The 26,007-nt window shown below is 54.9% G+C and carries 22 protein-coding genes; 15 read left to right on the top strand and 7 right to left on the bottom strand.

The window, feature by feature from the left end:
- The first annotated feature begins 42 nt into the window (after positions 1 to 42).
- Complete coding sequence (locus ACIRQ6_RS11640; RefSeq protein ID WP_420860754.1) at positions 43 to 696, top strand: GntR family transcriptional regulator; 654 nt, start codon at positions 43 to 45, stop codon at positions 694 to 696.
- Here the strand turns inward: ACIRQ6_RS11640 and ACIRQ6_RS11635 are convergent.
- A complete protein-coding gene (locus ACIRQ6_RS11635) occupies positions 659 to 2,578 on the bottom strand; it encodes a glycosyltransferase family 2 protein (RefSeq protein WP_420860753.1) in 1,920 nt (639 codons plus the stop codon). The two genes, ACIRQ6_RS11640 and ACIRQ6_RS11635, sit on opposite strands and share 38 nt — an antisense overlap.
- A 104-nt stretch (positions 2,579 to 2,682) precedes the next feature.
- Positions 2,683 to 3,843, bottom strand: a complete 1,161-nt coding sequence (carA, locus tag ACIRQ6_RS11630; protein WP_420860752.1) for a glutamine-hydrolyzing carbamoyl-phosphate synthase small subunit — start codon at positions 3,841 to 3,843, stop codon at positions 2,683 to 2,685.
- 186 nt (positions 3,844 to 4,029) lie between these two features.
- Between carA and ACIRQ6_RS11625 the strand changes: the two genes are divergently transcribed.
- Positions 4,030 to 4,488 (top strand): GatB/YqeY domain-containing protein, encoded by a 459-nt coding sequence (locus tag ACIRQ6_RS11625; RefSeq protein WP_420863902.1) that lies wholly within the window; start codon positions 4,030 to 4,032, stop codon positions 4,486 to 4,488.
- A 111-nt stretch (positions 4,489 to 4,599) separates the two neighbouring features.
- Here ACIRQ6_RS11625 and ACIRQ6_RS11620 read toward each other — a convergent pair whose 3' ends face one another.
- The gene (locus ACIRQ6_RS11620) at positions 4,600 to 5,511 is read right to left on the bottom strand and encodes a pirin family protein (RefSeq protein ID WP_420860751.1); all 912 of its coding nucleotides are present in this window, start codon (positions 5,509 to 5,511) and stop codon (positions 4,600 to 4,602) included.
- A 206-nt stretch (positions 5,512 to 5,717) separates the two neighbouring features.
- Between ACIRQ6_RS11620 and ACIRQ6_RS11615 the strand changes: the two genes are divergently transcribed.
- Both ACIRQ6_RS11615 and ACIRQ6_RS11610 read left to right on the top strand, forming a co-directional pair.
- Positions 5,718 to 6,671, top strand: a complete 954-nt coding sequence (locus ACIRQ6_RS11615) for an NAD(P)-dependent oxidoreductase (protein ID WP_420860750.1) — start codon at positions 5,718 to 5,720, stop codon at positions 6,669 to 6,671.
- 51 nt (positions 6,672 to 6,722) lie between these two features.
- Entirely contained in the window at positions 6,723 to 7,202 is a 480-nt protein-coding gene (locus ACIRQ6_RS11610; protein WP_420860749.1) for a hypothetical protein, read from the top strand.
- A gap of 19 nt (positions 7,203 to 7,221) precedes the next feature.
- Here the strand turns inward: ACIRQ6_RS11610 and ACIRQ6_RS11605 are convergent, their stop codons facing one another.
- Genes ACIRQ6_RS11605 through ACIRQ6_RS11595 form a run of 3 tightly spaced genes read right to left on the bottom strand, consistent with a single transcriptional unit; the run spans position 7,222 to position 9,958 of the window.
- Positions 7,222 to 7,800 (bottom strand): TadE/TadG family type IV pilus assembly protein, encoded by a 579-nt coding sequence (locus tag ACIRQ6_RS11605; protein WP_420860748.1) that lies wholly within the window; start codon positions 7,798 to 7,800, stop codon positions 7,222 to 7,224.
- Entirely contained in the window at positions 7,797 to 8,339 is a 543-nt protein-coding gene (locus ACIRQ6_RS11600) for a TadE/TadG family type IV pilus assembly protein (RefSeq protein ID WP_420860747.1), read from the bottom strand. Before ACIRQ6_RS11600 ends, ACIRQ6_RS11605 begins: the two co-directional genes overlap by 4 nt.
- Positions 8,336 to 9,958, bottom strand: coding sequence for a pilus assembly protein TadG-related protein (locus ACIRQ6_RS11595; RefSeq protein ID WP_420860746.1), 1,623 nt, complete (start codon positions 9,956 to 9,958; stop codon positions 8,336 to 8,338). Before ACIRQ6_RS11595 ends, ACIRQ6_RS11600 begins: the two co-directional genes overlap by 4 nt.
- Positions 9,959 to 10,287: 329 nt before the next feature.
- Between ACIRQ6_RS11595 and ACIRQ6_RS11590 the strand changes: the two genes are divergently transcribed.
- From ACIRQ6_RS11590 to ribD, 11 genes are all read left to right on the top strand, one after another.
- The gene (locus ACIRQ6_RS11590; protein WP_420860745.1) at positions 10,288 to 11,718 is read left to right on the top strand and encodes a Glu/Leu/Phe/Val family dehydrogenase; all 1,431 of its coding nucleotides are present in this window, start codon (positions 10,288 to 10,290) and stop codon (positions 11,716 to 11,718) included.
- A 105-nt stretch (positions 11,719 to 11,823) separates the two neighbouring features.
- Complete coding sequence (locus ACIRQ6_RS11585; protein ID WP_420860744.1) at positions 11,824 to 13,077, top strand: sarcosine oxidase subunit beta family protein; 1,254 nt, start codon at positions 11,824 to 11,826, stop codon at positions 13,075 to 13,077.
- Between the two features lie 64 nt (positions 13,078 to 13,141).
- Complete coding sequence (locus ACIRQ6_RS11580) at positions 13,142 to 13,396, top strand: sarcosine oxidase subunit delta (protein ID WP_420860743.1); 255 nt, start codon at positions 13,142 to 13,144, stop codon at positions 13,394 to 13,396.
- The gene (locus ACIRQ6_RS11575) at positions 13,387 to 16,254 is read left to right on the top strand and encodes a sarcosine oxidase subunit alpha family protein (RefSeq protein ID WP_420860742.1); all 2,868 of its coding nucleotides are present in this window, start codon (positions 13,387 to 13,389) and stop codon (positions 16,252 to 16,254) included. Before ACIRQ6_RS11580 ends, ACIRQ6_RS11575 begins: the two co-directional genes overlap by 10 nt.
- Entirely contained in the window at positions 16,247 to 16,774 is a 528-nt protein-coding gene (locus tag ACIRQ6_RS11570) for a sarcosine oxidase subunit gamma (protein ID WP_420860741.1), read from the top strand. The genes ACIRQ6_RS11575 and ACIRQ6_RS11570 overlap by 8 nt, the downstream gene beginning before the upstream one ends.
- Positions 16,775 to 16,806: 32 nt before the next feature.
- Positions 16,807 to 18,765, top strand: a complete 1,959-nt coding sequence (dnaG, locus tag ACIRQ6_RS11565) for a DNA primase (RefSeq protein WP_420860740.1) — start codon at positions 16,807 to 16,809, stop codon at positions 18,763 to 18,765.
- Positions 18,766 to 18,941: 176 nt separating this feature from the next.
- Complete coding sequence (rpoD, locus tag ACIRQ6_RS11560; protein ID WP_420860739.1) at positions 18,942 to 20,921, top strand: RNA polymerase sigma factor RpoD; 1,980 nt, start codon at positions 18,942 to 18,944, stop codon at positions 20,919 to 20,921.
- A 38-nt stretch (positions 20,922 to 20,959) separates the two neighbouring features.
- On the top strand, positions 20,960 to 21,376 hold the full coding sequence (locus ACIRQ6_RS11555) for a secondary thiamine-phosphate synthase enzyme YjbQ (RefSeq protein WP_420860738.1): 417 nt from the start codon (positions 20,960 to 20,962) through the stop codon (positions 21,374 to 21,376).
- Positions 21,377 to 21,418: 42 nt separating this feature from the next.
- A complete protein-coding gene (locus tag ACIRQ6_RS11550; RefSeq protein ID WP_420860737.1) occupies positions 21,419 to 22,291 on the top strand; it encodes a calcium-binding protein in 873 nt (290 codons plus the stop codon).
- A gap of 141 nt (positions 22,292 to 22,432) precedes the next feature.
- Positions 22,433 to 22,897, top strand: a complete 465-nt coding sequence (gene nrdR, locus ACIRQ6_RS11545) for a transcriptional regulator NrdR (RefSeq protein ID WP_420860736.1) — start codon at positions 22,433 to 22,435, stop codon at positions 22,895 to 22,897.
- Between the two features lie 8 nt (positions 22,898 to 22,905).
- Positions 22,906 to 24,012 (top strand): bifunctional diaminohydroxyphosphoribosylaminopyrimidine deaminase/5-amino-6-(5-phosphoribosylamino)uracil reductase RibD, encoded by a 1,107-nt coding sequence (gene ribD, locus ACIRQ6_RS11540; RefSeq protein WP_420860735.1) that lies wholly within the window; start codon positions 22,906 to 22,908, stop codon positions 24,010 to 24,012.
- Here the strand turns inward: ribD and ACIRQ6_RS11535 are convergent.
- The gene (locus tag ACIRQ6_RS11535; RefSeq protein WP_420860734.1) at positions 24,009 to 26,006 is read right to left on the bottom strand and encodes a capsular polysaccharide biosynthesis protein; all 1,998 of its coding nucleotides are present in this window, start codon (positions 26,004 to 26,006) and stop codon (positions 24,009 to 24,011) included. The genes ribD and ACIRQ6_RS11535 overlap by 4 nt on opposite strands.
- Position 26,007 lies beyond the last annotated feature (1 nt).

Raw genomic sequence — 26,007 nt, 5'->3', positions numbered from 1 at the left:
CTGTTAGGTAAAGTTTACAAAAATCACATTTTGGATCCCAGTATGAATATGCTGAAACCGACGCAAAAAGACGCCTATTCCATGATTTTGGACGCTATTGATATTGGCGTCTATAAGCCGGGCGACCGATTGGTCGAAAGCGAGTTGGCAGACCGTTTTGGTGTGTCTCGCACCCCGATCCGCGAAGCGTTGCAGCGTTTGGAAACACAGTCTTTGCTGGCGCGCGATGGCCGCAGCCTGATCGTGGCTTCATTGGATCACAATCAACTGGCCGAGCTTTATGTCGTCCGATCCGAGTTGGAAGGGCTGGCCGCCCGTTTGGCTGCTCGCCACGCAGCCCCTGAAGAAGTGCGTGTACTGCGTGAAATGGTGAGCGAGGACCGGGCCCTGCTTGGAAATCCGCAGGCCCTGTCACGGGCAAATCGGCGGTTCCACAAACAGATTCATCTGGCCTCTCACAACCGCTATTTGGTGCAGCAATTGGATCTGGTGCACCGCTCTATGGCTTTGTTGGCAACCACTTCACTGGCTGTGGATGGGCGCGGGGAATTGGCGCTGCAAGAGCACGAAGCGATCGTCACTGCTATCGAAGCAGGCGATGGTGAGGCGGCGCATTTGGCGCTGCGTGATCATATCTCTATCGCGTTTCAAACACGACTTAAGTCTGACGCGGCCTCGGCTCAGGCGGCTGAGTAGGCGACTTCACCAAGGTTTCCGCAAAAATACCGTGAGCCGTTTTATCCCAGTAAAACGGTTTGGTGATAATTTCCCACAGGCCCTTGTACGAGGCCAGCGCCCCCAAGGGGTAATAGAAATGGAGGCTAGGCACCCATTTCATCAGATCACGGTGCGACCGTTCCGACACGGCAAACATGCCCACCAAAATATTAACCAACTCGGAGAGGGCAAAGAATCCACCCACAACCCAAAACCCCCAAGTCGGCAACACGCTGTCCAGTGGATGAGGAAGGCCCAAGGGCACCAACCAAAAGCTCCATAGTATCGGGGCTAGAACGAATTGGCTCAGGGCCCCGAGGAACAGGACCTGAAATCCGAAAAAGCGCCATGCCCCAAGGTCACGCCATAGTTTTAAGGGGCGTCGCATATGCACCCCGTAGGTGATCGCATAGCCCTTTAGCCAGCGTGATCGCTGTTTGATCCATGGCCATGTTCGGCAGTTTGCCTCTTCTTGGGTCACACTGGCGACAAGGTGGGTTTCATAACCATGGCGGGCCAATCGCACCCCCAAATCTGCGTCTTCGGTGACGTTGTGTGCGTCCCACCCGCCCAGATCCTCTAGGGCCGCACGGCGGAAGAACAAAGTGGTGCCCCCTAAAGGAATGACAAATCCAAGGCGCGACAGGCCCGGTAAAACGACGCGAAACCAAGTAGCGTATTCCACACTGAAACAACGCGAAAGCCAGTTGCTGTGGCGATTATAGAAATCCAGAATGCCTTGCAAACAGGCGACCTGTGGCGGGCTGTTATGAAACTGTTGCACCACGGTGTTGATTTGATCCGGGTCGGGCGCGTCTTCAGCGTCATAAATCCCGATGATCTGTCCGCGGCAAAAATCCAGCGCATAATTTAGCGCCCTTGGCTTTGTCTTTAGCGCGCCTTGCGGGACCTTGATGATCCGCATCCAAACAGGAAGCGTTGTTGAGGCCAAGGTCGCTTGGGTCGTGTCATCATCCGCCTCTATGACCAGACAGATATCGAGCAGTGCCTTGGGATAGCGCAAACGTTCCAGCCGTGTGATCAGCGTGCTCGCAATTTCCCGCTCTTTGAAAAGCGGGACCATGATCGAGACCACGGGCTTGCGAAACATATGGGTGGTTTTGAGCGGTGGGGCCACGGGCCCCTGCCACCAAACCAATCCTGCCGCGTGGGCCTTAAGCCATGTATTTGTGATCAAAAACATGCTGGCCCAAAGACATAGACCTGCGAAGCTGAGTGTGGGCGCAACCCAAAACGCCGTGCAAATCATGGCAAATAGCAGTGCCGCCTGCGCCTTTAATCGCGTGGCCGACCAATCGCGGCAACTGTCCTCTGGGGCCACACGGGTCTGGGCCATTTCAGCCAGCTTTTTCTCACGGTTTGCCAAGAGGCTGGTTTGGATCTGACGTTCCGACGCGAGGGCGAGTAGGGCTGTGTCAAACGGGGCAGGCAAGCTGTTGCGCAGCCGCTCAAACTGATTTGGGTGCGCTGTGGCCACGACCACGGTTTTGCCCAGTTGCCGCCATGGAAGCACACCGTGTTTGATGCACTTTTGCAGGCCAAAGGCGTCGATCAAGCGTGTGTCTGGAGGGGTGCTGGCCAGATTGACCTCGTCAATGCCATAGCGCAGGTGCAACGCATGCATCAGATCTGCCTCTTTGACCATGCGGTGGGTCAAAAGATACTGGGCCTGATCATGTTCCAGTGTCAGCCCCGCAACCCGCGCCTTCATCCAGTCTGAGGCGCACAACACGTTCTGTTGCAGCAATGCATCCAGCAAACCTGTGTCTTGTGGCACAGGTTCTGCGACCCGTGCGCGGGCGGCTGGTGGATGTGCAAAGAGCCGTGTGGCTGCATTCATTTTAACAAGACCTGCTGTCCGCAAATTCTACTGGGACAGATTGGCCTAAACAGCCTTAATGACAGGTTAATTTTGTCAGTTTCGCACAGCGCAGGCGACAGGCCTTATGCAGATTGTTCGGCCATGGCTGCTGCAAACCGTTCAAACAGATAATAGCTGTCTTGTGGACCTGGCGAGGCTTCGGGATGGTATTGCACCGAATACACTGGCCGATCCCTCAAGCGAATGCCGCAATTGGACCCATCAAACAAGGACACATGGGTTTCCACGACACCTTCAGGAAGTGTTTGCGTATCGACAGTAAAACCATGGTTCATCGAAGTAATTTCAACTTTCCCCGACTCCATATCTTTGACCGGATGGTTCGCGCCATGATGCCCGTGGTTCATTTTGATCGTTTTCGCTCCGAGGGCCAAAGCCAGCATTTGATGGCCCAAACAGATACCGAAAACCGGAATATCAGATTTTTCAAGAACCTCTTGGATCATCGGAACGGCGTATTGACCCGTTGCCGCCGGATCACCCGGACCATTGGACAAAAAGACACCATCAGGGTTCAGGTCCAGCACATCTTGGGCCGTGGCTGTCGCAGGCAAGACTGTAACATCGCATCCAGCCGAGGCCAGACAACGCAAAATGTTGCGTTTGGCGCCGTAATCGATGGCCACCACTTTATGACCTGGCGTGCTTCGGGTTACATACCCTTCGGGCCAGGCCCACCGCATCTCGTTCCAATGATAGGATTGCGCACAGGTTACTTTTTTGGCCAGATCGACACCTTCCAAGCCTTCGAAACTGCGGGCTGCCGCGACCAAAGCCTCGATGTCAAACTTGCCTTCGGGGTCATGGGCCAATGCCACATGCGGCGCGCCTTGTTGTCTGATCGCACGGGTCAGGCGCCGAGTATCCACACCGCCAATACCGATGCGCCCCTGTTTGGCCAGCCATGTTTGCAGATCCGATGTGGCGCGCCAATTGCTGGGCTCGGTTGGGTCCCATTTGACCACCATGCCTTCGGACACGGGCTGGGCCGTTTCGTTGTCTTCGTCTGTGACGCCGGTATTGCCGATATGTGGGAAGGTAAACGTAACCACTTGGCCCGCATAAGACGGGTCGGTCATGATCTCTTGGTAGCCCGTCATAGCTGTGTTGAAGCACAGCTCGGCCTGGGTTTGCCCTGTGGCCCCAAACCCGATCCCATAAAACAAAGTGCCGTCGGCCAGTGCAAGACAGGCTGTCGGGGGTGTTTTCGATGGCTGAGACATGAACAAGGGATCCCCAATATGGCGTGCAAACGTGGCGGAAACTATGCCTGCAAGCGGTCAGGGTCAAGGGCGGTGCAAAATGTAATCACATGGAATTTCAATGGGTTAGAAAATAGCCTCTCTCTTGTCTTCCAAAGGCTTTGCCCCTAAGTTGGGGCGTTCATGAAACTCTGGGGATAGATGACCATGACTTTGCGAGACAAGCTCAACACTGGGCTAAAGGAAGCGATGAGGGCCAAGGATGGCAATAGGTTGTCCACGTTACGGCTGATCAATGCAGCTATCAAGGACCGGGAGATCGCGGCGCGCGGCTCGGGTGATGAGGTCAGCGTCAGCGACAGTGATGTCCTTGGAATCCTTGGCAAAATGGTAAAGCAACGGCAGGAATCGGCGCGTGCCTATGAGGAAGGCGGGCGTCTTGAACTGGCGGAGAAAGAACTGTCTGAGATTGCAGTAATCGAAGACTTCCTACCCAAGCAATTGAACGAGACAGAAAGCGCCGCAGCCGTTGAAAAGGCGATTGCCGAGACAGGGGCCCAATCCATTCGGGACATGGGCAAGGTCATGGGGGCGCTAAAGTCAAAATACACCGGTCAGATGGATTTTTCCAAAGTTGGTGGTTTGGTCAAAGCGCAGCTCGCTTAAATCTATTTGGAAAATTTGCAACATTTTAGGGGGCGGGGGCGCGCAGCGCCCCCGCCCCCCAGCGATTGGCCGTAGGCCAAGCGCAAAACCTCAATGGTTTTTGGTTTGGGTTTAGTGAGCAGGCTTAATGAACGTCCCATTGCGCAGATCGCGCATCGCTTGCATCAGCTCCTCTTGGGTGTTCATCACAATGGGCCCGTGCCAGGCAACCGGCTCTTGGATCGGCGCACCTGAGATCAGCAAGAACCGTACGCCTTGTTCGCCAGCTTGCACTGTGACTTCATCGCCAGTGCCAAAGCGGATCAACGTGCGATCTCCGGACATGTCACGAATGTTGACTTCCTCGCCACCCACTTCTTTTTCCAGCAAAATCCCCGACGGGTCTGAAGCATCGGCAAAAGCCGCATCCCCTTCGAAAACATAGGCAAATGCTCGACGATAAGTGTCGATCTTAAAGGTCTTGCGCACACCGGCTGGCACATAAATGTCCAGATATTGCGGGTCTGCCGCGATACCATCCACAGGCCCGGTTTTGCCCCAAAACGAGCCCACGACAACTTTCACGCGGGTGCCGTCGTCATCGATGACTTCTGGGATTTCCTTGCCTTCTACGTCTTGGTACCGCGGATCTGTCATTTTCTGCGCGCTGGGCAGGTTGCCCCACAATTGAAAGCCGTGCATCTGGCCGCGTGGGTCGCCTTTGGGCATTTCTTGGTGCAAAATCCCCGATCCGGCCGTCATCCATTGAACATCGCCTGCACCAAGGGTGCCTGTGTTGCCAAGGCTATCGCCATGCTCAACCGTCCCGGATAGTACATAGGTGATGGTTTCGATGCCGCGGTGCGGGTGCCATGGAAAGCCTTTCTCAAAGTCCTCTGGGCGGTCGTTGCGGAAATCGTCAAACAGCAGGAACGGGTCCAACTCGCTGGGATCTTGAAAACCAAAGGCGCGGTGCAATTTGACGCCTGCCCCTTCGAGGGTAGGTTGGGCTTTGCGCGTCTCTAGTGTTGGTCGAAGTGACATGATGTTTCTCCTTTGATCCTTAGCTAGAGGGTACGGGGATCCAGTTCAATTTGGCAGTCCTGCGCAAAAATTGTGTGCAGATGCGCAGCTTGGATCCAGTCGAGATTGAGTATTTTTAGAAAAAAGAAAATGATTTGGTCGCAAACAGAGCGGACGATGGGTGGAATCATCGCAAAGCTTTGGAAAACGCCAAAAGGGAGGCAGAAATGCAGGTAGGGTTTATCGGGTTAGGAAATGTTGGTGGCAAACTGTCGGGGTCTTTGTTGCGCAATGGCAAGGATGTGATGGTCTTTGATCTGGATGCAGATCTTGTGTCGGCATCCGTGGCCAAGGGCGCAAAGGCTGGCCGCGATGCGGCCCATGTAATGCAGGCCTGCGATGCCGTAATCACCTGTCTTCCGTCCCCTGCGGCCTCAGACGCCGTGTTGCAACAAATGTTGCCAGAAGTCACATCAGGCAAGATCTGGATGGAAATGTCGACCACGGACGAGGCTGAGGTTAAGCGCCTGTCGGCTTTGGTTATTGCGGCTGGAGGGGCGGCTGTAGATTGTCCTGTTTCTGGCGGCTGTCACCGTGCGGACACCGGCAACATTTCGATCTTTGCGGGCTGCACGCGCGAGACATTTGATCGGATACTGCCCTTGCTTACAGTCATGGGGCGTCGGGTGTTGCATACGGGTGAGATCGGCTCTGCCTCCATTCTCAAGGTGATTACCAATTATCTGGCCACGGCCAATCTGATCACCTGCGCCGAGGCTCTGACGGTGGCTAAAGGGGCTGGCATGGATCTGGCCACAGCCTATGAGGCCATCGCAATGTCCAGCGGTACATCCTTTGTCCATGAAACCGAAAGTCAGGTGATCTTGAATGGCAGTCGCGATATTTCCTTCACTATGGATTTGGTGGCCAAAGACATTGGTCTATTCCAAAATGTTGCGGACCGCGCAGGTATTCCATTGGAAATGAACCCGCTTATGATCAAGATCTTCCAGGACGGGATTGACCGGTACGGCCCGCGCGAGCTGTCGCCGAATATCATCCGCAGGCTCGAGGATGCGACGGGCTTGGACATTCGCGCTGAAGGCTTTCCCGCCGAGATGCACGATGACGAACCAGAGGCTGCTGGGGCTGAAGTGGTTGTCAAACGCGGTCAAGCCTGACACATCCCATCGCATGGCCTGCTGTGCAGGCTGCGCGACCAGGGATATCACATGTCACAAGATACAGTTTTAGCCGAAATTCAAGCCTCGGGTGCGCGCCGCATCTTTGCAGTTGGGGCACAAGGGGTTTTGGGCGTTTTGTTGATTTATCTGGCGATTGCGAATCCGCCCTCTGGCTTTGGCTATATCGTCTTTTTGCTGGTGGCCGGCGTGTTTTCGTTGATTTCTGCCCAACGTTTGTGGCGCGCTACGGCCACAGGGTTGCGCCTAACGACATCGGCGCTGAGCGACATGAACGGAACTGTCTTGGCCAAAACGGCTGATATGACCAAAGTCGACCGCGGTCTTTTCGCGTTCAAACCATCCAATGGTTTTATGGTGCATCTTGCCCATCGCCATCCGCGCAAATGGGCGCCGGGCATGTGGTGGTGCACTGGCAAACGCATTGGTGTCGGGGGCGTTGTGCCCGCGGGGCAATCCAAATTCATGGCCGAGCAGATCGAATTACTGCTGGTCAAACGCGCCCCCTAATGCCTGGGGCGCGTAGCATTCAGGTGCCGCAGGTCAGCGTGCCGCCTTGGGTCCAGCAGATATGGGCCACATAGCGCGGTCGCGTTGTCACCAGATTTTCAAAGGTGATCCCGCCAAATCCGACCCACATGAAGGGCTCAAAAATAGACCAGGATTGGACCAAGACCACTTGTTCGCCATGAGGCATTACAGGAATTCGATCTGCAACAGCCTGCAGTGAATTGGTGTTGTATTTTACAATACCCGGGCCGCGTGCCTCGGACCACACCACTTTGTTCTTTTTGGCAACGCCATCCCATTTGACCATTGTCACACGCAGCTTTGTATCCAGCCGGGCCCGCGACAGCATGTTCATCAAGTCGTGCATTGTGTCGATGTATTGCGTGTTCAACGCGTTCATCTCACGAGAGATGGTATCGGACACAGTGTAGGTGGCCTTTAATGCCAGGTTTTGTTGCTTGAACCCGTCAAAGAAGACGAACATGGCGCCGTAAGCCCACAAAAGCAAAGGCCACATCAGTACGGTCTCGATAGAAAGGCCGCCATGTACATCCTTGGCGAACGCCTGAATGCGTGTTGTCAGTCTTGCCCAGATCATGATGGTTCACTCGCAAATACAGTGGTTGCTACAATTCCATAAAAGCCGCCTTTGATACGCGGCATGTCCAAGCCAATGCCGTTCACAACAAAGAATTGCTTGGTCATGATACAGGCCCTCAACAGCATCAAAGTGTTGTCGCCTACTGTGGCATAGCCCCGTGTGGGTTTGATGATTTCGGGATCATCATTGCACTGGGTGTTTTTATTCACTGTCAAAGGCGCACGTGGATCGATTTCTTCCATTTCCAACAAAAGACGAGTGTCACATTTGGCAAAAATTGGAGCCCCGTCACAAATCATCTTTTTGACCTGATTGTAGTTGGGGGGCGAGGCTGTGTTGATACGGATCGCTCGCACGGTCTGTTCCAGGCTGCGTTCCAGCATCGCATTGCGCGACGAGGCAAGGCCTGCCTCGATCGACATCATCATGATGAAGATAAACCACGGAAACAAAATCACAAATTCGATTGTGGCATTGCCGTCTTCATCACGCTGAAAGCGTTTGAGCCGTTGCAAAAAAGGACGTGACGATATCATTGTGTCAACCTCAGGCGATTGATCTGGCTGGCGATTGCCTTGAACGCCGTCGTGATTTCGGTCCCGTCCACATCAAAGTAGTGTCCGTCGCTTGACGCACATTCGCGCATGATGTCTTGTCCACGGGTCGGGGCCTCAAAGCCAATCGCAAAGATTGATGTGTTCTTGGCCTTCACCGCGTTACAAATCAGTTTGACGTTGTCATCGATATCGCCGTTTTCAATGTATGTCTCGACCACATCATTGTGCTCTTCGTAAAGCGCTGTGTTCGAGCGTCGATAAAAGTAGTCCGAGAAATCATCAACACCCCAGATTTTGTACAGGTCTTGGTAAGTGTATCGAATGGCATCCGACCGTTTATAGCTGCGATAGACGTCATCGCTGCCAGTGTCCGCATCATACGGGTAATACCAGCGCTTGCTGCTCGTATTGGCTTTGATTTTCACCATCCATTCATCGCGGCTGGGGGAATACCAAACGTCTGATTTGTTGTTTTTGTACTTAGACTTCAGGTCCCGTTGCAGGGTGTTAGCACCGTCTGTCATCAATACGATGACTTTCATGTTCTCGCTGTTGTCATAGCCCACAGGGCGTCCGGCCAACAGCGTTGGCACTTTGCCAGCGTTTTTCAGGTTGGTGATGACGGGGCGCGAGCTGGGATCAAGCAAGATGCTGGCCCATTTCATACCATTGTCGATACCGGTCCAGCCGCTGGCGTAGAACGCATTCACATGGTCTTTAAGCTTCTGTTTGTCGAACTGGAACGGCATGATTTCGGTTCGGCTGTCATTGCGACACCAGAATTCCCAACTATCGGGCACTCTGTACATGTCAGTCGAGCTGGAAATGCCTTGGTCGTTCTGCGTAAAGTGAGCGATCCGGTTAAGGCTATTTGTCGTCGACTGCCCGCGCCATTTCATGTTGTTCGACGTAAAGCGAATGCAGTAGCTTTCGTTGTGCTTTGTGGTCGGATTGTAATGGGCCAAGATGTCCGGCCCAACATTCACCGAGTGGTTGTAGGGAATAATGGATACGGATGTGATGCCCAGGTTCGGGTCAGTGGTGTTCTTGATCACGGCGTCGAAAAATTCGCCAGCGGCAACTTTCAAACGCGGCAAGCGGTTGTTGCTGCCCATCGAGCCAGAGATGTCGATGACAAGCGAAATTTCGATGTCAGTGACTTTCTCGCTGGCGATGCTGTCGGCTTTCGCAGTCAGTTGGTGCGCGTCTGATGTCCAGAACATGAAATATGTCGGAATGACCGCTTCTGTGTGGATTTCTACTTCGCGCCAGTTGATGCCGCCTCGCACATCAGTGGCCTTCAGGTACTTCGACATTTCTGCTTTGTCGAAATAGTCATTCACGACGGCATAGCCGTTCAGCGACTGATCCAAATCGGCTGCGGCCAGTGAGGCGCGGTCAGCCGTGTTTTGCAGTTTTGTTTGAACAGTGTCGAAATGCATGACGTCCATGGCCAAGCCGCCCAGCGACACCATGATAATGAATATATACAGCGAAAAGATGGTCAATGACCCGTCTTCTTCTTTTGCAAACCGAGCAGATGCCGCTCGCAGAGATCGGCTTCTCTTTGCTTTATCAGTCTTTTCAGTCCAAAACATCTTATCACTCCACCTTTCGCCAAAGCGCAGACGCACCTCGGGCTTGGTGGTATTAATCCTTGATCTGGGGCAGAAATATGACCGAAAGGGGGCCTTTCAGTAGCCAGCCTGTCCAATTTCGGGACAATAACTAGGTCGGGAAGCTATTTGTTCACAACTTTAGCGATAAATCGGGTGCTAAGTCGTCTATTGGAAACAGATATTTTCCAAAAGTTTATAAACTGCATAAAAAACGAGCAATTAAATCTTCAAAGGATTAACCAATAGGGCATAAAGGCGGCATAGTACTCTTGTATCTATGTCCTAGCCAAACTTGAGGAGGCTCTCTTATGTCAGCGGCAAATGAACCCAGTTTTCGCGATTCTGTCGATCTAATGTTTAATCGCGCTGTTGCGTTGATGGAATTGCCACCGGGTTTGGAGGAAAAGATCAGGGTTTGTAATGCAACCTATACGGTGCGCTTTGGTGTTAGGTTGCGCGGCAAAATCGAAACATTCACTGGGTATAGATCCGTTCACTCTGAACATATGGAACCTGTAAAGGGCGGTATTCGTTTCTCACTTGGGGTCAATCAGGACGAGGTCGAAGCGCTGGCCGCCTTGATGACCTATAAATGCGCGTTGGTTGAGGCGCCGTTTGGGGGCTCCAAAGGCGGGCTGTGTATCGATCCGCGCCAATACGATGAACATGAAATGGAATTGATCACTCGGCGTTTCGCCTATGAGTTGATTAAGCGCGATCTGATCCATCCGTCGCAAAACGTCCCGGCACCCGACATGGGAACTGGCGAGCGTGAGATGGCGTGGATGGCCGATCAGTACATGCGCATGAATACAACCGACATCAACGGCAAGGCTTGTGTCACGGGTAAACCTTTGAATGCTGGCGGCATCGCAGGCCGGGTCGAGGCCACCGGGCGCGGTGTGCAATATGCGCTGCGCGAATATTTCCGTAATCCTGATGACGTTGCGGCCTCGGGCCTTTCCGGAACCCTAGATGGCAAACGCGTCGTCGTGCAGGGGCTGGGCAACGTGGGCTTTCATGCTGCAAAGTTCCTTGCCGAAGAAGATGGATGCAAGATTGTCGCTGTCATCGAACGCGACGGTGCGATCGAAGATATAGGCGGCATTGATGTGCCGGCATTACAAGCGTGGATCGCCAAAAATGGCGGCGTGACGGGATATCCCCACGGCACACACCATGAAAATGGGGCTGCCTTGCTGGAGGCAGATTGCGATATTTTGATCCCTGCGGCACTAGAAGGCGTGATCAATCTGTCCAATGCGGCCAATATCAAGGCGCCTTTGATCATCGAGGCGGCAAACGGCCCTGTCACAGCCGGGGCGGATGGTATCCTGCGCGAGAAAGGCTGCGTCATCATTCCAGACATGTATGCCAACGCAGGCGGCGTGACGGTGTCTTATTTCGAATGGGTCAAAAACCTGAGCCACATCCGGTTTGGCCGCATGCAGCGCCGTCAAGAAGAAGGTCGTCACCAACTGCTGATTGACGAACTCGAACGTTTGTCCTCGGAAAAAGGGTTGGAATGGAACCTCAGCGACAATTTCAAGGACAAGTATCTGCGCGGTGCCGATGAATTGGAACTGGTCCGTTCCGGTTTGGACGACACGATGCGGGTGGCCTATCAATCCATGGCGGAAGTCTGGCGTACCCGGGATGACGTTACCGATTTGCGCACGGCGGCGTATTTGGTCTCAATCGGCAAAGTGGCCTCAAGCTATCAAGCAAAAGGGCTGTAGGCCCCAAACGGACGTACACCGTCCGTTATATGTCGCAAAAGGGGCTGGTGCTGACTGGCCCCTTTTGTCATTTTCAGCAGAACACGCATGAAACACTGGGGCACGATGCGCTTTTCTGCACTGCAAATCCTAAAACAGGGCCTGACCGGTAACAAAGGGTGGGGCCCGCTTTGGCGGTCTCCTGCACCCAAGGCCGAGTATGACGCGATCATAATAGGTGGTGGCGGTCACGGGCTATCCACGGCGTATTATATGGCCAAAAACCACGGCTTTACCAATATCGCAGTTTTGGAAAAAGGCTACATCGGGGGCGGAAACGTCGGACGCAATACGACCATTGTGCGCGCCAATTATTTTCTGCCAGGCAATTCCGAATTCTATTCCCATTCCCTCAAGCTCTGGGAAGGGATGGAGCAAGACTTTAATTTTAACGCGATGATGTCGCAGAGGGGCCAGATCATGCTGTGCCATTCTGACGGGCAACGCGATGCCTTGGTGCGCCGCGGCAATGCCATTCGCAACCAAGGCGACGATGCTGAATTGCTGGGCCGTGCTGACGTCAAACGTCTGCTCCCCTATCTGAACTACGATAGCGCACGGTTTCCAATTTATGGCGGATTGATGCAGAAACGCGCCGGAACCGCGCGCCATGATGCGGTGGCCTGGGGTTATGCCCGCGGTGCGGACCAGCGCGGCGTCGACATTATTCAAAACTGCGAAGTCACGGGTATCGACATTGAAAACGGTGTGGTGCGTGGGGTTCAAACGACGCAAGGTGCAATAAAGGCCAAAAAGGTTGGTATCGTGGTCGCAGGTCGTTCAGGGCAAGTGGCGGCCATGGCTGGAATGCGCCTGCCCATCGAAAGTCACGTGTTGCAGGCCTTTGTCACCGAGGGCCTCAAGCCTTGCATCGATCACGTGGTCAGTTTTGGCATGGGACATTTTTATATCAGCCAATCCGACAAAGGTGGGCTGGTCTTTGGCGGCGATCTGGATTTCTACAGCTCTTACGCTGCGCGAGGCAATTTGCCGATGAAAGAGCATGTGATGGAAGCGGGCATGGCGCTGATGCCCATGATCGGCAAGGCGCAGGTGTTGCGCAGTTGGGGCGGCATTATGGATATGACGCCGGACGGCAGCCCGATCATCGACAAGACCCATGTGGACGGCCTCTATATCGATTGTGGTTGGTGCTATGGCGGGTTCAAGGCCGTTCCGGGCTCGGGCTATTCCTTTGCGCATTTGATGGCCACTGACCAACATCACGGGCCGGCTGCTAAATTTCGGTTGGATCGGTTCCGAACGGGGCGAGGTTTGATGGATGAAGAGGGCACCGGTGCCCAACATAATCTGCATTAGGAAGACTTGAGATGTTTGGATGCCTGAGGCGGGGATTTTTTGACAAAGAAAAAGGGCGGGACCCATGCGTCTGACCTGCCCGCATTGCGGCGATCGGGATCGTCGTGAGTTTTACTATGGCGGCGTGGCTCTGACGCGCCCTGAACCTGACTCAGGCGCGGAGGCATGGGACGATTTTGTGCATCTGCGCGATAATCCTGCAGGCCGGACAGTTGATTTATGGATGCACGAGGCGGGATGTGGCGCTTGGCTGCGGGTCGAGCGCGACACGCGGACCCACGAGATTTTCTCGGTCACCGAGGTGGCAACATGCGATTAGACGCAATGGGTCAGGTGGACAGATCCGCCCCGCTCTCCTTCACGTTCGATGGCAGGCGGTACACGGGGTTTGCAGGTGATACATTGGCTTCGGCCTTGTTGGCCAATGATGTTTTGTTGGTCGGACGGTCGTTCAAATACCACAGGCCTCGGGGGATTATGACCGCAGGGTCAGAGGAACCGAACGCTTTGGTCACGGTGGGCATTGGAGATAAAGCCATGCCCAACCTGCGCGCCACGACTGTGCCTTTGGTCGATGGCTTGGTGGCGGTCAGTCAAAACCGCTGGCCCTCTTTGGCCTTTGATATACTCAGCCTCAACAATCTGGTGGCCCCATTTTTGGGCGCGGGCTTTTATTACAAGACATTCATGTGGCCCAAAGCGTTTTGGGAGCGGCTGTATGAGCCGTTTATCCGCAAGGCCGCAGGTCTGGGGGCACTGCCGGATGCCCCGGATCAGACCCCGTCTGAAAAGGCCTATGGGTTTTGCGATGTATTGGTGGTTGGCGCGGGGCCTGCGGGACTGATGGCTGCCACAGTGGCTGCATCTGCGGGGCTGGACGTTATCGTGGCTGACGAGGACACCGCAATGGGCGGCCGCTTGATCCGCGAAAAGGAACAGATCGATGGCCAGCCAGCGTCCCAATGGGTGGCACAAGTTCTGGCAGATTTGGCGCAGATGCCGAACGTGCGGCTGATGCCGCGCACGGCCATTACTGGCGCCTATGATCAGGGGACGTTTGGTGCGTTAGAACAACCTGTGTCCGGGCCTCAGTGTTTTTGGCGCATTGCCGCGCAGCGCTGCATTTTGGCTGCAGGAGCTATCGAACGCCCGATTGCCTTTGCTGGAAACGATCGGCCTGGTGTGATGATGGCCAGTGCTGTGCGGGCCTATTTGCACCGTTGGGGCGTGGCTACGGGCAAGAAAGTCGTTGTATTCGGAAACACCGGGGATGTTGAGCGCACTGCGCAAGATCTGCGTGATGCAGGCGTGGAGGCGATTGTTGTAGACGCACGCAAGGGCGAACAGGTTGAGGCGACCCATGGTCGTCTCAGTTTGAGCCATGTCAGTTACACGGCGCAGGGCAAAAGCCACAAAGTACCGGCGGACTGCCTTGCAGTGACGGGCGGTTGGAACCCGACCATCCATTTGACCTGTCACAAAGGTGGCCGCCCGGTTTGGGACGGCACACTTAACTGCTTTTTGGCGGATCCTGAGGCCAATCCAGACATGGTTGTCTGCGGTGCCGCGGCTGGAGTGTTTGATACAGCCGGATGTTTACAGTCAGGCCAAAAGGCGGGTCGGAATGTGGCAAAGGCCCTTGGCAAAATGCCGACTGATGCGTCACGGCAGCAAGCAGATGCACAGGCCTACGACATTACACCCATGTGGGAAGTGCCTGCCAAAGGGCGTGCTTGGCTTGATTTTCAAAACGATGTCACCACCAAGGATATCAGGCAAGCCGCGCGCGAAAATATGACTTCGGTCGAGCATATGAAACGCTACACGACCCAAGGCATGGCCACGGATCAGGGCAAAAACAGCAATGTTGGCGCTTTGGCGATTTTGGCCGATGCCACGGGTCGCGGGATCGCGCAGACAGGCACTACCACGTTTCGGCCGCCATTTGTTCCCGTGCCAATTTCTGCCTTGGGGGCAGGGGGTGCGGACAAAGGCCTTGCGCCCGAGCGGTTTTTGACCAGCCATGCAGCCAGTCTTGAACGAAAGGCGCCGATGATTGAAGCGGGGCTATGGTACCGGCCTTCATATTTCCCGCAAAAAGGTGAGGATCATTGGCGGCAATCCTGCGACCGCGAAGTGGGCTATGTGCGCGACGCCGTTGGGGTGTGCGATGTCTCGACCCTTGGCAAGATTGATATTCAGGGCCCCGATGCGGCCCAATTGCTGGATTTTGTCTACACGAATACCTTTAGCAGCCTCAAAATTGGTCGCGTGTGCTATGGCTTGATGTTGCGCGAAGACGGGCATGTCATGGATGACGGCACCTGTGCGCGACTGGGCGAGACGCATTATCTGATGACAACCACCACGGCGGCGGCTGGATTGGTCATGCGCCATCTTGAATTTGTCACGCAAGTTTTAAAGCCCGATTGGGACGTTCGGTTCGCGTCGGTGACCGAACATTGGGCGCAGTTTGCCGTGGCAGGGCCCAAGGCCCAAGATGTGATCAATGCTGTATTGGACAGTACCGCAGATGCAGACGGCCTTGGGTTCATGGGATGTTGTGCAGCCCGTATTGCGGGCGTGCCCGCGCGTATTTTCCGTATCTCGTTTTCTGGTGAAAAGGGCTACGAGGTTGCGGTGCCTGCGCGCTACGGAGACAGCTTGTTCCGAACACTGGTCTCGTTGGCTGAAGTCGAAGGCGGCGGCCCCTACGGTATGGAGGCGCTCAATGTTTTGCGCATTGAAAAGGGCTTTATAACCCATGCTGAAATCCATGGGCGCACGACGGCCTTTGATATCGGCATGCAGGCTTTGGTCAGCAAAAAGAAGGACTGTATTGGCAAGGTGATGTCGCAACGCGAGGGCCTTATGGATCCTGCGCGCGAACGGCTGGTTGGGCTTAAACCCATTGGCGCTGTCCAGCAATTGGTTGCTGGCGCGCATCTTTTTGATCCAAACGATGCCGCGATCAGTGCCAATGATAAAGGGTATCTGACATCGGTTTGTTTTTCGCCTACTTTGGGCCATTCCATTGGTCAGGGCTTCTTACAAAATGGACCCGAACGGATCGGTCGTCAGGTCAAGATGGTCGATCACTTGCGCGGTATCGAAGCGCTTTGTGAGGTCTGTGATCCAGTGTTTTACGATCCTGATGGGGGACGCCTTCGTGATTGAGCTCAGTGCACGCGCCACCTTAGACCGTTCTGAGGTCACCCACGGCGACTGTCGGTTGTCGTTGATGGACATGGGCCAGATAACGCAGATCATGCCATTCAAAGGCCATGCCAGCGCGGTTGAGGCCCAGATCGGGATGAAACTGCCGCAGCCCAATGGAACCACAACCCAGCAGACCAAAACAGTGCAGTGGTTCGGCAGGGGAACCTACCTTTTGATCGGAGCCGCCCCCGCACCGCAAATGGCCAAGCATGCAGCCATTTCTGATCAAAGCGATGGATGGAGCATAGTGTCCCTACAAGGGGCCAAATGTGAGGATGTTTTGGCGCGTCTTGTGCCTGTTGATGTGCGTCTATCCAAGTTTGGCATAGGCCAGACCGCCCGGACACTGATCCAGCATATGAACGGTGCACTGACCCGAACGGGCACCGATCAGTTTGAACTTATGGTCATGCGCTCGATGACGCAGACCCTTTGGCACGATGTCGAGCGTGCCATGCAAAGTGTTGCTCAGCGCTAGACTCTGGCCTTGAGAGGCCCAATATAGGGTGCATGAGTCTGCCACCCGGTTTCTTGGATGAATTGCGCACCCGTGTCTCGATCTCTCAGGTCGTTGGGCGCAAAGTCATGTGGGACACGCGCAAATCGAACCAAGGCAAGGGCGATATGTGGTCTCCCTGTCCGTTCCACCATGAAAAAACTGCTAGTTTTCATGTAGATGACCGCAAAGGCTATTATTATTGTTTTGGCTGCCACGCCAAGGGCGATGCCATCAGTTTTGTACGTGAGACCGAGAATGTCGGCTTTATGGAGGCAATCCAAATTCTTGCCTCTGAGGCGGGAATGACCGTACCGCAATCGGATCCAAAGGCTCAGGAAAAGGCGGATCGGCGCACTGAACTATCCAAGGTCATGGAAATGGCAGTGCAGCATTTCAAACTGCAGTTGAAAACAGGCGGGGCCGCTGCGGCGCGGGATTATCTGGCGGGTCGCAAGCTAAAACCGCAAACGCTGGACCAGTTTGACATCGGATTTGCGCCGGATGCCTGGCAGGGGCTGTGGGATCACTTGCGTGGCAAAGACGTACCCGAAGACCATATCTTGGCCTGCGGATTGGCCAAGCCATCCACCAAAGGTGGCAAGCCTTACGATACATTTCGCGGCCGCATTCAGTTCCCGATCCGGGATCCAAGGGGGCGCTGCATTGGCTTTGGCGGGCGCGCCATGGATCCTAATGACAACGCAAAATACCTCAATTCACCCGAAACCGAACTGTTTGATAAAGGCCGAAGCCTGTATAATCACGGGCCTGCGCGCGAGGCCGCAGGCAAAGGGCAGCCCCTGATCGTGGCCGAAGGATACATGGATGTAATCGCCTTGGTTGAGGGCGGTTTTGGCGCGGCTGTGGCCCCATTGGGCACGGCAATCACCGAGGACCAGTTGCGCCTGATGTGGCGTGTCTCACCCGAGCCGATCATCGCATTGGACGGGGACAAGGCCGGGATCAGGGCGGCCATGCGTGTGATTGATCTGGCCCTTCCGTTATTGGAGGCGGGCCAGTCTTTGCGCTTTGCGGTGATGCCCGAGGGCCAAGATCCTGATGATTTGATACGGTCCCAAGGGCGCGAAGCAGTGCAGGCCGTGCTGGATGGCGCGATGCCAATGGTCGATCTTTTGTGGCAGCGCGAAACTGAAGGGCGCGTGTTCGACAGTCCTGAGCGCAAGGCTGCTCTCGACAAAGATCTCCGGGCCAAGCTGAAGTTGATACAGGATCCATCGATCCGCAATCACTATGGCGAGGCCATCAAAGAACTGCGGTATCAACTGTTTCGTGGCGCACGTCCCGCCTATCAACCCGGTGCAAAACGCCAGTATGTGCCGCGCGGAACGCCTGCATGGAAAGTTAGCCAACCGCAAGCGACCACCAAAAGTAGCCGCTTGGCCCAAGCCACGGGCACAACCGATGATGCGCTGCGCGAGGCAGTTATCCTGGCTGTGTTGATCCAAAACCCCAAAGTCTTGCCTGAATTTGCCGGTGCTCTGGAGGACCTGGAATTTTCAAATGCCGACAGCGCCCATCTGCGGGATGCCATTTTAAACTTGGTCGAGGCGGGCGATGCGTTCAAAGAGGCGCTTTATGACAGTGTCGGCGGCGAACGGGTTGAAACTCTGTTGGGGCAATCCCATTTGGCGATTGTGCCTGCAATTAGAAACCCTGATCCGCAAACCGCCTCGCTGTGTGTCGCCGAGGAGCTAGCGAAATTGTCCGCCCACCGCGGCCATGCGCGTGAAGTGTCCGAGGCCTTGGAGGATATGGATGGTTTGGTGGACGAAGGTCTTACATGGCGCTTGCAACAGGCCGCCGCGGCCCTAGATACCACTCAAGCGCCAGAGAACGACGATCAGGCCAGCTACGACATCGGAGCAAATGGCGCAAAAGTCGCCAAAACAGAACGAGATGCGCTGAACGCCCTCCTAGACGGGATCAGTTTTAGCAAAAATAAGAAATAGACCGATTCGCACGGTAAACTGTGGTTTTGGTGACCAAATCCTAAAGAAATGCCTCTACCACTCTGGTCGAATCAGTGGAAAAACGTGATGATTCGCCAAACGTGGAAAAACGAATCAGTAGATAGCCAACGATGGGCCTATTTTTAGGCCGCATCGCGCCAGTGGGGAGCCAAGACATGGCCAAAGACACAGACGACCGCAAATCTGACGTTTCAGACAGCGACATCTCGCTGGACATGAGCCAAGCCGCGGTCAAAAAGATGATCGCGGACGCCCGTGAGAAGGGGTACATCACCTACGATCAGCTCAATGAGGTGCTGCCACCTGAGCAGGTCAGCTCGGAACAGATCGAGGACGTGATGTCGATGCTGTCCGAGATGGGCATCAACATCATCGAAGACGAAGAAGCCGAAGAAGAAGAAGCCAAAGGCAACACTGCTGTGGCCACCACGGCTGGTGCGCGCGAAATCACACTGGGGTCCGGCGAGACAGAAAAACTGGATCGCACGGACGATCCGGTCCGTATGTACTTGCGCGAGATGGGCAGCGTTGAACTTTTGTCGCGCGAAGGCGAGATTGCGATTGCCAAGCGTATCGAGGCTGGCCGCAACACAATGATCGCAGGCTTGTGCGAAAGCCCGCTGACCTTCCAAGCGATTACTATTTGGCGTGACGAACTTCTGAACGAAGACATTTTGCTGCGCGATGTAATCGATCTTGAAACCACATTTGGCAACACAATGGGCGAGGACGGCGAGGAAGAAACCGTTGTCGCACCCGGTGCGGCTGCCCCAGTCGCTGCAGAAAATACCGAAGAACAGGAATTGGACGCGGACGGCAATCCAATTGCCAAAGATGATGACGACGACGAGGATGAACAGGCAAATCTGTCTCTTGCTGCCATGGAAGCCGCCCTCAAGCCGCGCGTTTTGGAAACGCTGGACGTGATTGCCCATGATTATTCGCTTTTGTCTGAAATGCAGGATTTGCGGATCTCGGCGACATTGAACGAAGACGCCAGCTTCTCTGAAAAAGAAGAAAAGAAATACCAAAAGCTGCGCTCTGAAATTGTGATGTTGGTCAATGAATTGCATCTGCATAACAATCGGATAGAGGCGCTAATTGATCAGCTTTACGGCATCAACCGCCGGATCATGTCCATCGACAGTTCCATGGTGAAACTGGCCGACCAAGCCCGTATCAACCGTCGTGACTTTATCGATGCGTATCGTGGTCGCGAATTGGATCCGACATGGATGGAAGAAATGTCTGCCAAAGCCGGCCGCGGCTGGCAGGCGTTGTTGGAAAAATCCACCGATAAAATCGAAGAACTGCGCGGCGACATGGCGCAAGTGGGTCAATACATCGGTTTGGATATCCCTGAATTCCGTCGCATCGTGCAGCAGGTTCAAAAGGGTGAAAAAGAGGCCCGTCAGGCCAAGAAGGAAATGGTCGAGGCGAACCTGCGATTGGTCATTTCGATTGCCAAAAAGTACACCAACCGCGGTCTGCAGTTCCTTGATCTCATTCAGGAAGGCAACATCGGCCTGATGAAGGCCGTGGATAAATTTGAATATCGCCGCGGCTACAAGTTCAGCACATATGCAACCTGGTGGATTCGTCAGGCGATCACGCGATCTATCGCGGATCAGGCCCGCACGATCCGTATTCCGGTCCATATGATCGAAACGATCAACAAACTGGTCCGCACTGGTCGCCAGATGTTGCACGAGATCGGTCGCGAACCCACGCCCGAGGAATTGGCAGAAAAGCTGCAAATGCCTTTGGAAAAAGTGCGCAAGGTGATGAAGATCGCCAAAGAGCCGATTTCATTGGAAACCCCCATTGGTGACGAAGAAGACAGCCAATTGGGCGACTTCATTGAGGACAAGCATGCGGTTTTGCCGCTCGACAGCGCCATTCAGGAAAACCTCAAGGAAACCACGACGCGCGTTTTGGCGTCGCTCACCCCGCGTGAGGAACGTGTTTTGCGCATGCGCTTTGGGATCGGGATGAACACCGACCACACGTTGGAAGAAGTTGGTCAACAGTTCAGCGTGACCCGCGAACGTATCCGTCAGATCGAAGCCAAAGCGCTCCGCAAACTCAAACATCCAAGCCGCTCGCGCAAATTGCGCAGCTTTTTGGATCAATGATTTAGAACAGGCGGCCTTCGGGTCGCCTTTTTTATGCGATGCACACTCAATTCAGTTTTCAAACCAACGGACCCGGCCTTTTCGAGATCACCGGCCAGATTGCTGATTGGGTGCCGCGGGCCTCGGGGTTGTTGACGCTGTTCATCCGACACACCTCCGCCAGCCTTTTGATCCAAGAGAACGCCGATCCGGAAGTGCAGACGGATCTGCGGAATTTCTTTCACCGGTTGGTGCCACCCACCACTGATCCCAGTATGAGTTATTTGACCCACACCTATGAGGGTCCCGACGACATGCCGGCTCATATCAAAGCGTCCCTGCTGCCTGTGCATCTGTCCATCCCGGTGCTGGATGGCGCATTAACCCTTGGCACGTGGCAGGGGATTTATATTATGGAACACAGAACCGCACCGCATCAACGAACTGTCGTGGCGCAATTTTTGAATTCTGGTTAATCACGCCCAATTTCGGGGCACGCCCTAGACTGAGGCATCTGTATGACTTTCTTTTCGACCAACCTTTCGTTTTTGGACTTCGAGGATTTTATCTTTTCATCGATTGCCAAATCCTCAAGCTCTGAATTGGATTTTTTGGGCCAAGATGGGGATGGCACCTCCATGGAAATCCGTCTGACAGGCACCTTTTTTGATGTGGGCGCTGGATCGAACCCGCAGGACTTTATCGGAACCGTTACCAATATTGAGGTTATCTCTGGCGGCTCACAGCAGCTGACCGGATTTGGATTTTCGCTGGGCCTTGAGGAACTGCTGCTGTCTGGGTTTGGATCTGGCCTATTGGAGGCAGTGGGTCTTCTTGATGGCCCAACGCAGTTGTTCTCGGATGTTGGCAAAGACAATCTACGGGGCGGGCAGGGGCGTGATGAGATTAGCACGGGTATCAGTGCGGACGTTCTGTTTGGGGAACGCGGCAATGACAAGCTCTATGCAGGCAAAGGTGCTGACAAGGTTTCGGGCGGCTCGGGCAACGACAAAATCTGGGGCGAAGGCGGCAACGACAAGCTGTTTGGCGGCACGGGCGATGATGTGATCAATGGCGGCTCCGGCGATGACAAGCTTGATGGCAACGATGGCAACGACAAACTGCGCGGCGGCATAGGCGATGACGAATTGATCGGCCGCGAAGGCGACGATATCCTGACTGGCGGCGCAGGAGCGGATAGTTTCAAATTCATTGGGGCCGCGGGCGCCAATCGGATCACGGATTTTGACGTGGCCGAGGATATTTTGGTCTTTAACCCCGCTGATCAGGATCTGGTATTTACCAACGTGGGCGAAGATATGCTGGTGGAATGGGATCTTGGATCGGTTTTGGTCGAAGGGATCAGTGTGAACGAGTATTTTCTTGGCTGACGTCTGGGCCAACTGCGCCTCAAAAGCATCAACATCCTGCGTATGCATTTCCACACTACCCAAACTATAGGGAACGCCCTATAGTGGTGCCATAAAAGGGGGCAAAGACCCCCAAAGGCAGTTTAAAATAGGGGATAGGCCATGCGCTGTCCGTTTTGCGGAAATATCGATACACAAGTAAAGGATTCACGTCCTGCGGAAGATCACGTGGCCATTCGGCGGCGTCGGTTCTGCCCTGCATGCGGCGGGCGTTTTACGACTTATGAACGCGTCCAGTTGCGCGACTTGATCGTGATCAAGTCAAACGGTCGTCGCGAAGACTTTGACCGACCCAAGTTGGAACGCTCTATTCGGATCGCGTTGCAAAAACGCCCCGTTGAGCCCGAGCGCATGGATCAAATGATAAGTGGCATCGTCCGGCGTCTGGAAAGCATGGGTGAGACAGACATACCGTCGGGCACAATCGGCGAGATCGTGATGGAGGCTCTGGCCCGTATCGACACAGTGGCCTATGTGCGATTTGCCAGTGTTTACAAAAACTTCCAAGCGGCGGATGATTTCGACAAATTTGTATCGGAATTGCGCCCGGATGATCCTGAAGAATAAGAATAGCCATGCCCCGCAGCCATGAGACCTATATGGGGCTTGCCCTTGGGTTGGGCGCGCGCGGGGCTGGCCTAACCTGGCCCAATCCGTCCGTAGGCTGCGTGGTTGTCAAGGATGACCGCATTATTGGCCGTGGATGGACTCAAATTGGCGGCAGACCCCATGCCGAAGTCGTGGCACTTGCCCAAGCCGGCGCTTTTGCACGCGGGGCCACTGTTTATGTCACGCTGGAACCCTGCGCCCATCACGGAAAAACGCCGCCCTGCGCCGAGGCGTTGATTGCGGCGGGTGTAAAAACCGTTGTGGTCGCAGTGCAAGACCCTGATCCACGGGTTGACGGCGGTGGTCTGGCCCTCCTGCGCGCGGCGGGCATCGACGTTATTACAAACGTATTGGCCCCTGAGGCGCTGAAAGCGCATAGCGGCTTCATGATGCGTCAAAAGCTGGGGAGACCGCGCGTTAGTTTGAAACTAGCCAGCAGTTTTGATGGGCGCATTGCGACGGGAGCTGGCGAAAGCCAATGGATCACTGGCCCCCAATCTCGCAGGCAGGTGCATGCAGATCGCGCGGGTCATGACGCTGTGATGATCGGTGGCGGCACGGCCCGGGCAGATGATCCTGCGTTAACTGTTCGAGGATGGCCTGTGGCGCGTCAACCGGTGCGCATCGTTGTCAGTCGCAAGTTGGACATTCCGCTGAACGGGAAATTGGCCAAAACCGCCAACCAAACACCGCTGTGGCTGTGTCATGGTAGCGACGCTAATCCTGATTTGAGCTCGGCCTGGCAAGGTTTGGGGGCCAAAACGGTGGCGTGCAAACTGGCGGGTCGGCAAGTGGATATGGTCGATGCCTTGCAGCACCTCGGGGCCGCGGGCCTGACATCTGTTTATTGCGAAGGGGGCGGGGCCTTGGCCGCAAGCCTTTTGGCAGCGGATCTGGTGGATGATCTGATGGGGTACATTGCTGGTTTGGCCATTGGGGCCGAGGGGCAGCCTGCCCTGGGGGCGCTGGGCCTAGATCGATTAGCAGATGCGCCGCGCTTTACACTGGTCTCACATCGCCAATTGGGTGCGGATGTTTTGCACATCTGGACCCGCGAAACACCGCTGATTTAGCGCCACAGATAGGCATAACTGGCGAAAGCGCCCTGTAACTTAGCCAAAGCCCTATGAGCCATGCGTGGTTTTGGTAAATCGCCCTGTGCAAGACGATTGACCACCACTTCGGGCGGACAAGCCAAGCCGGTCTTTGGATCAAAGTAGCGCGGGTAGTCGATCAAAACGGCGTGGATAAATTGCTGCAAGTTGGGCCGCGCGCGGCGCCTGCTTGGCACGTCACCAAGGTCGGTGGTCAGTCCCCAACCTGCATAAAACGGCGCGCCCAATGTGGTGACTTTGACGCCTCTGATCAGCGCTTCAAACCCCAGTAGGGATGTCATCGTCCAAACTTCGTCTACTTGCGATAGCAGGGCAATAGGATCGGATTTGGCCAAAACCCGATCGGCCAGATCACCTGCATCTAGGTCACCGTCCCGCAGGCCAGCCTCCACGTCTGGGTGCGGTTTATAAAGAATGTTTGCCTCTGGGTGGGCCTCTCGTGCGGCCTCCAGCAAAGCGTGATTGCTGCGCACTGCGGATGTCCCCTTGAGGATCGAAGCATCGTCTTCGACCTGACCGGGCACTAGCACGTTATAGCCTTTGGGCAAATCCAACGTGCTGCGTCGAAGGTTGTATTTGCTAAGGTTGTTTTTCAGGATCTGCCGGCGCAAGTGTTCGGCCCTGTCCTGCGCACTGATGTCCAAGTCGACGGAACGTTCGATGAATAGCTCCAGATCGCTGGGGGCGGAGGGGTCGTAGTATATCCCGCGTTGATCGCAGACCAACGACAGCGGTGGAATCAAATCCGCGCCCAATCCCCGCGAGCGCAAAAACCCATCCTCGACCCTGACCACCGGCTCCATTTGGGGCTGGATCTTATTGGCCCAGACCATGCTGCGTTGCGGAGCAATGGCGGGTCTTTCGAACCGCATTGGCTGATGGGCACCAAAAAACGCCTGCAAATGCGGGCGTTTCCAAAGGCGCATGCCTTGGCCGACCCATCCGTGCTTGTCCTCGCGGTAACACCTCACCTCTGCACTGAGGATGTCGATGGCCCGCTCGAGCGTGCACAGCTCATCCGAAAAAGGGTCATACCATTTGGGATACAGGATCATGGCGGCTGCAAAAAGTTGCGCTCGCGTCAGGCGACGCTGGCGGCGATCAAGGGGACTGCGATCATCCGTTAGCCCCCAACCCATATAAAAGGGCCGTCCAAACACGTGCGGTTTATGCCCAGCAAAAATCGCCTCGAACCCCAACTGGCTGCTCACTGTGTAGACCTTCGTGGCCCCGTCCAGCAGGGCCCAAGGACTGACAGCGCCATCAAATAACGTGGTTTTGCCGTCTTCTATGTCGGGCCCAAAATGTCCCTCCCGGTGGCCCGCTTGGGTTTCGGGATGGGTCTTGACCACGATGCGGGCACTGGGGTTTTCCTCGCGCGCATAATACAACATCTCACGAAAGCTATTGGCATCGGCACCACTATATTTGATCGATGCGTCCCCTTTGGTTTGATCAATCACCAAAACATAACCGGGCTTGGGCACTTCGGTTTTTGGTTCAAAGCTATTGTATTTGCTAAGATCTTCGCGCTTTAGCCGGTCAATGGCGGCGCGCGCACGGTTCAGTAAGGCCGTATCATCCAACGGATGGGTCGCCAGCATGACCTCTAGATCAGAGGGCTGCGCATAATCAAAATGCACGCCGCGTTTGTCCAGAAACAGACCCAACGGCGGGCTACCACTGCGTCCGGGATGAACGGATCGTAAAAAGGCGTCTTCTACCCGCAAAATGGCTGCATCTTTTGAGCGGGCCACGGCTTCGCCACGGGGGGAGGTTGGGCTTTTGCCCCAGACGCCGACCAAATCGTTTTCGCCCGGCATGCCAATTTTAACTTCAAAACCAGAGAGTTGCAGGATGCGTTTGATCCTACCGCTGGTCAGAAAGCCACCGTTATATACAAACAACCGCTGCGGTGATTTCTCCTCAGCGGTTGTTGTCGTCTCAGACATC

It is taken from the genome of Algirhabdus cladophorae, assembly GCF_044772865.1.
GTDB lineage: Bacteria > Pseudomonadota > Alphaproteobacteria > Rhodobacterales > Rhodobacteraceae > Algirhabdus > Algirhabdus cladophorae.
The sequence above is the reverse complement of the archived record's forward strand: the minus strand, read 5'-3'. Positions and strand labels throughout refer to the sequence as shown.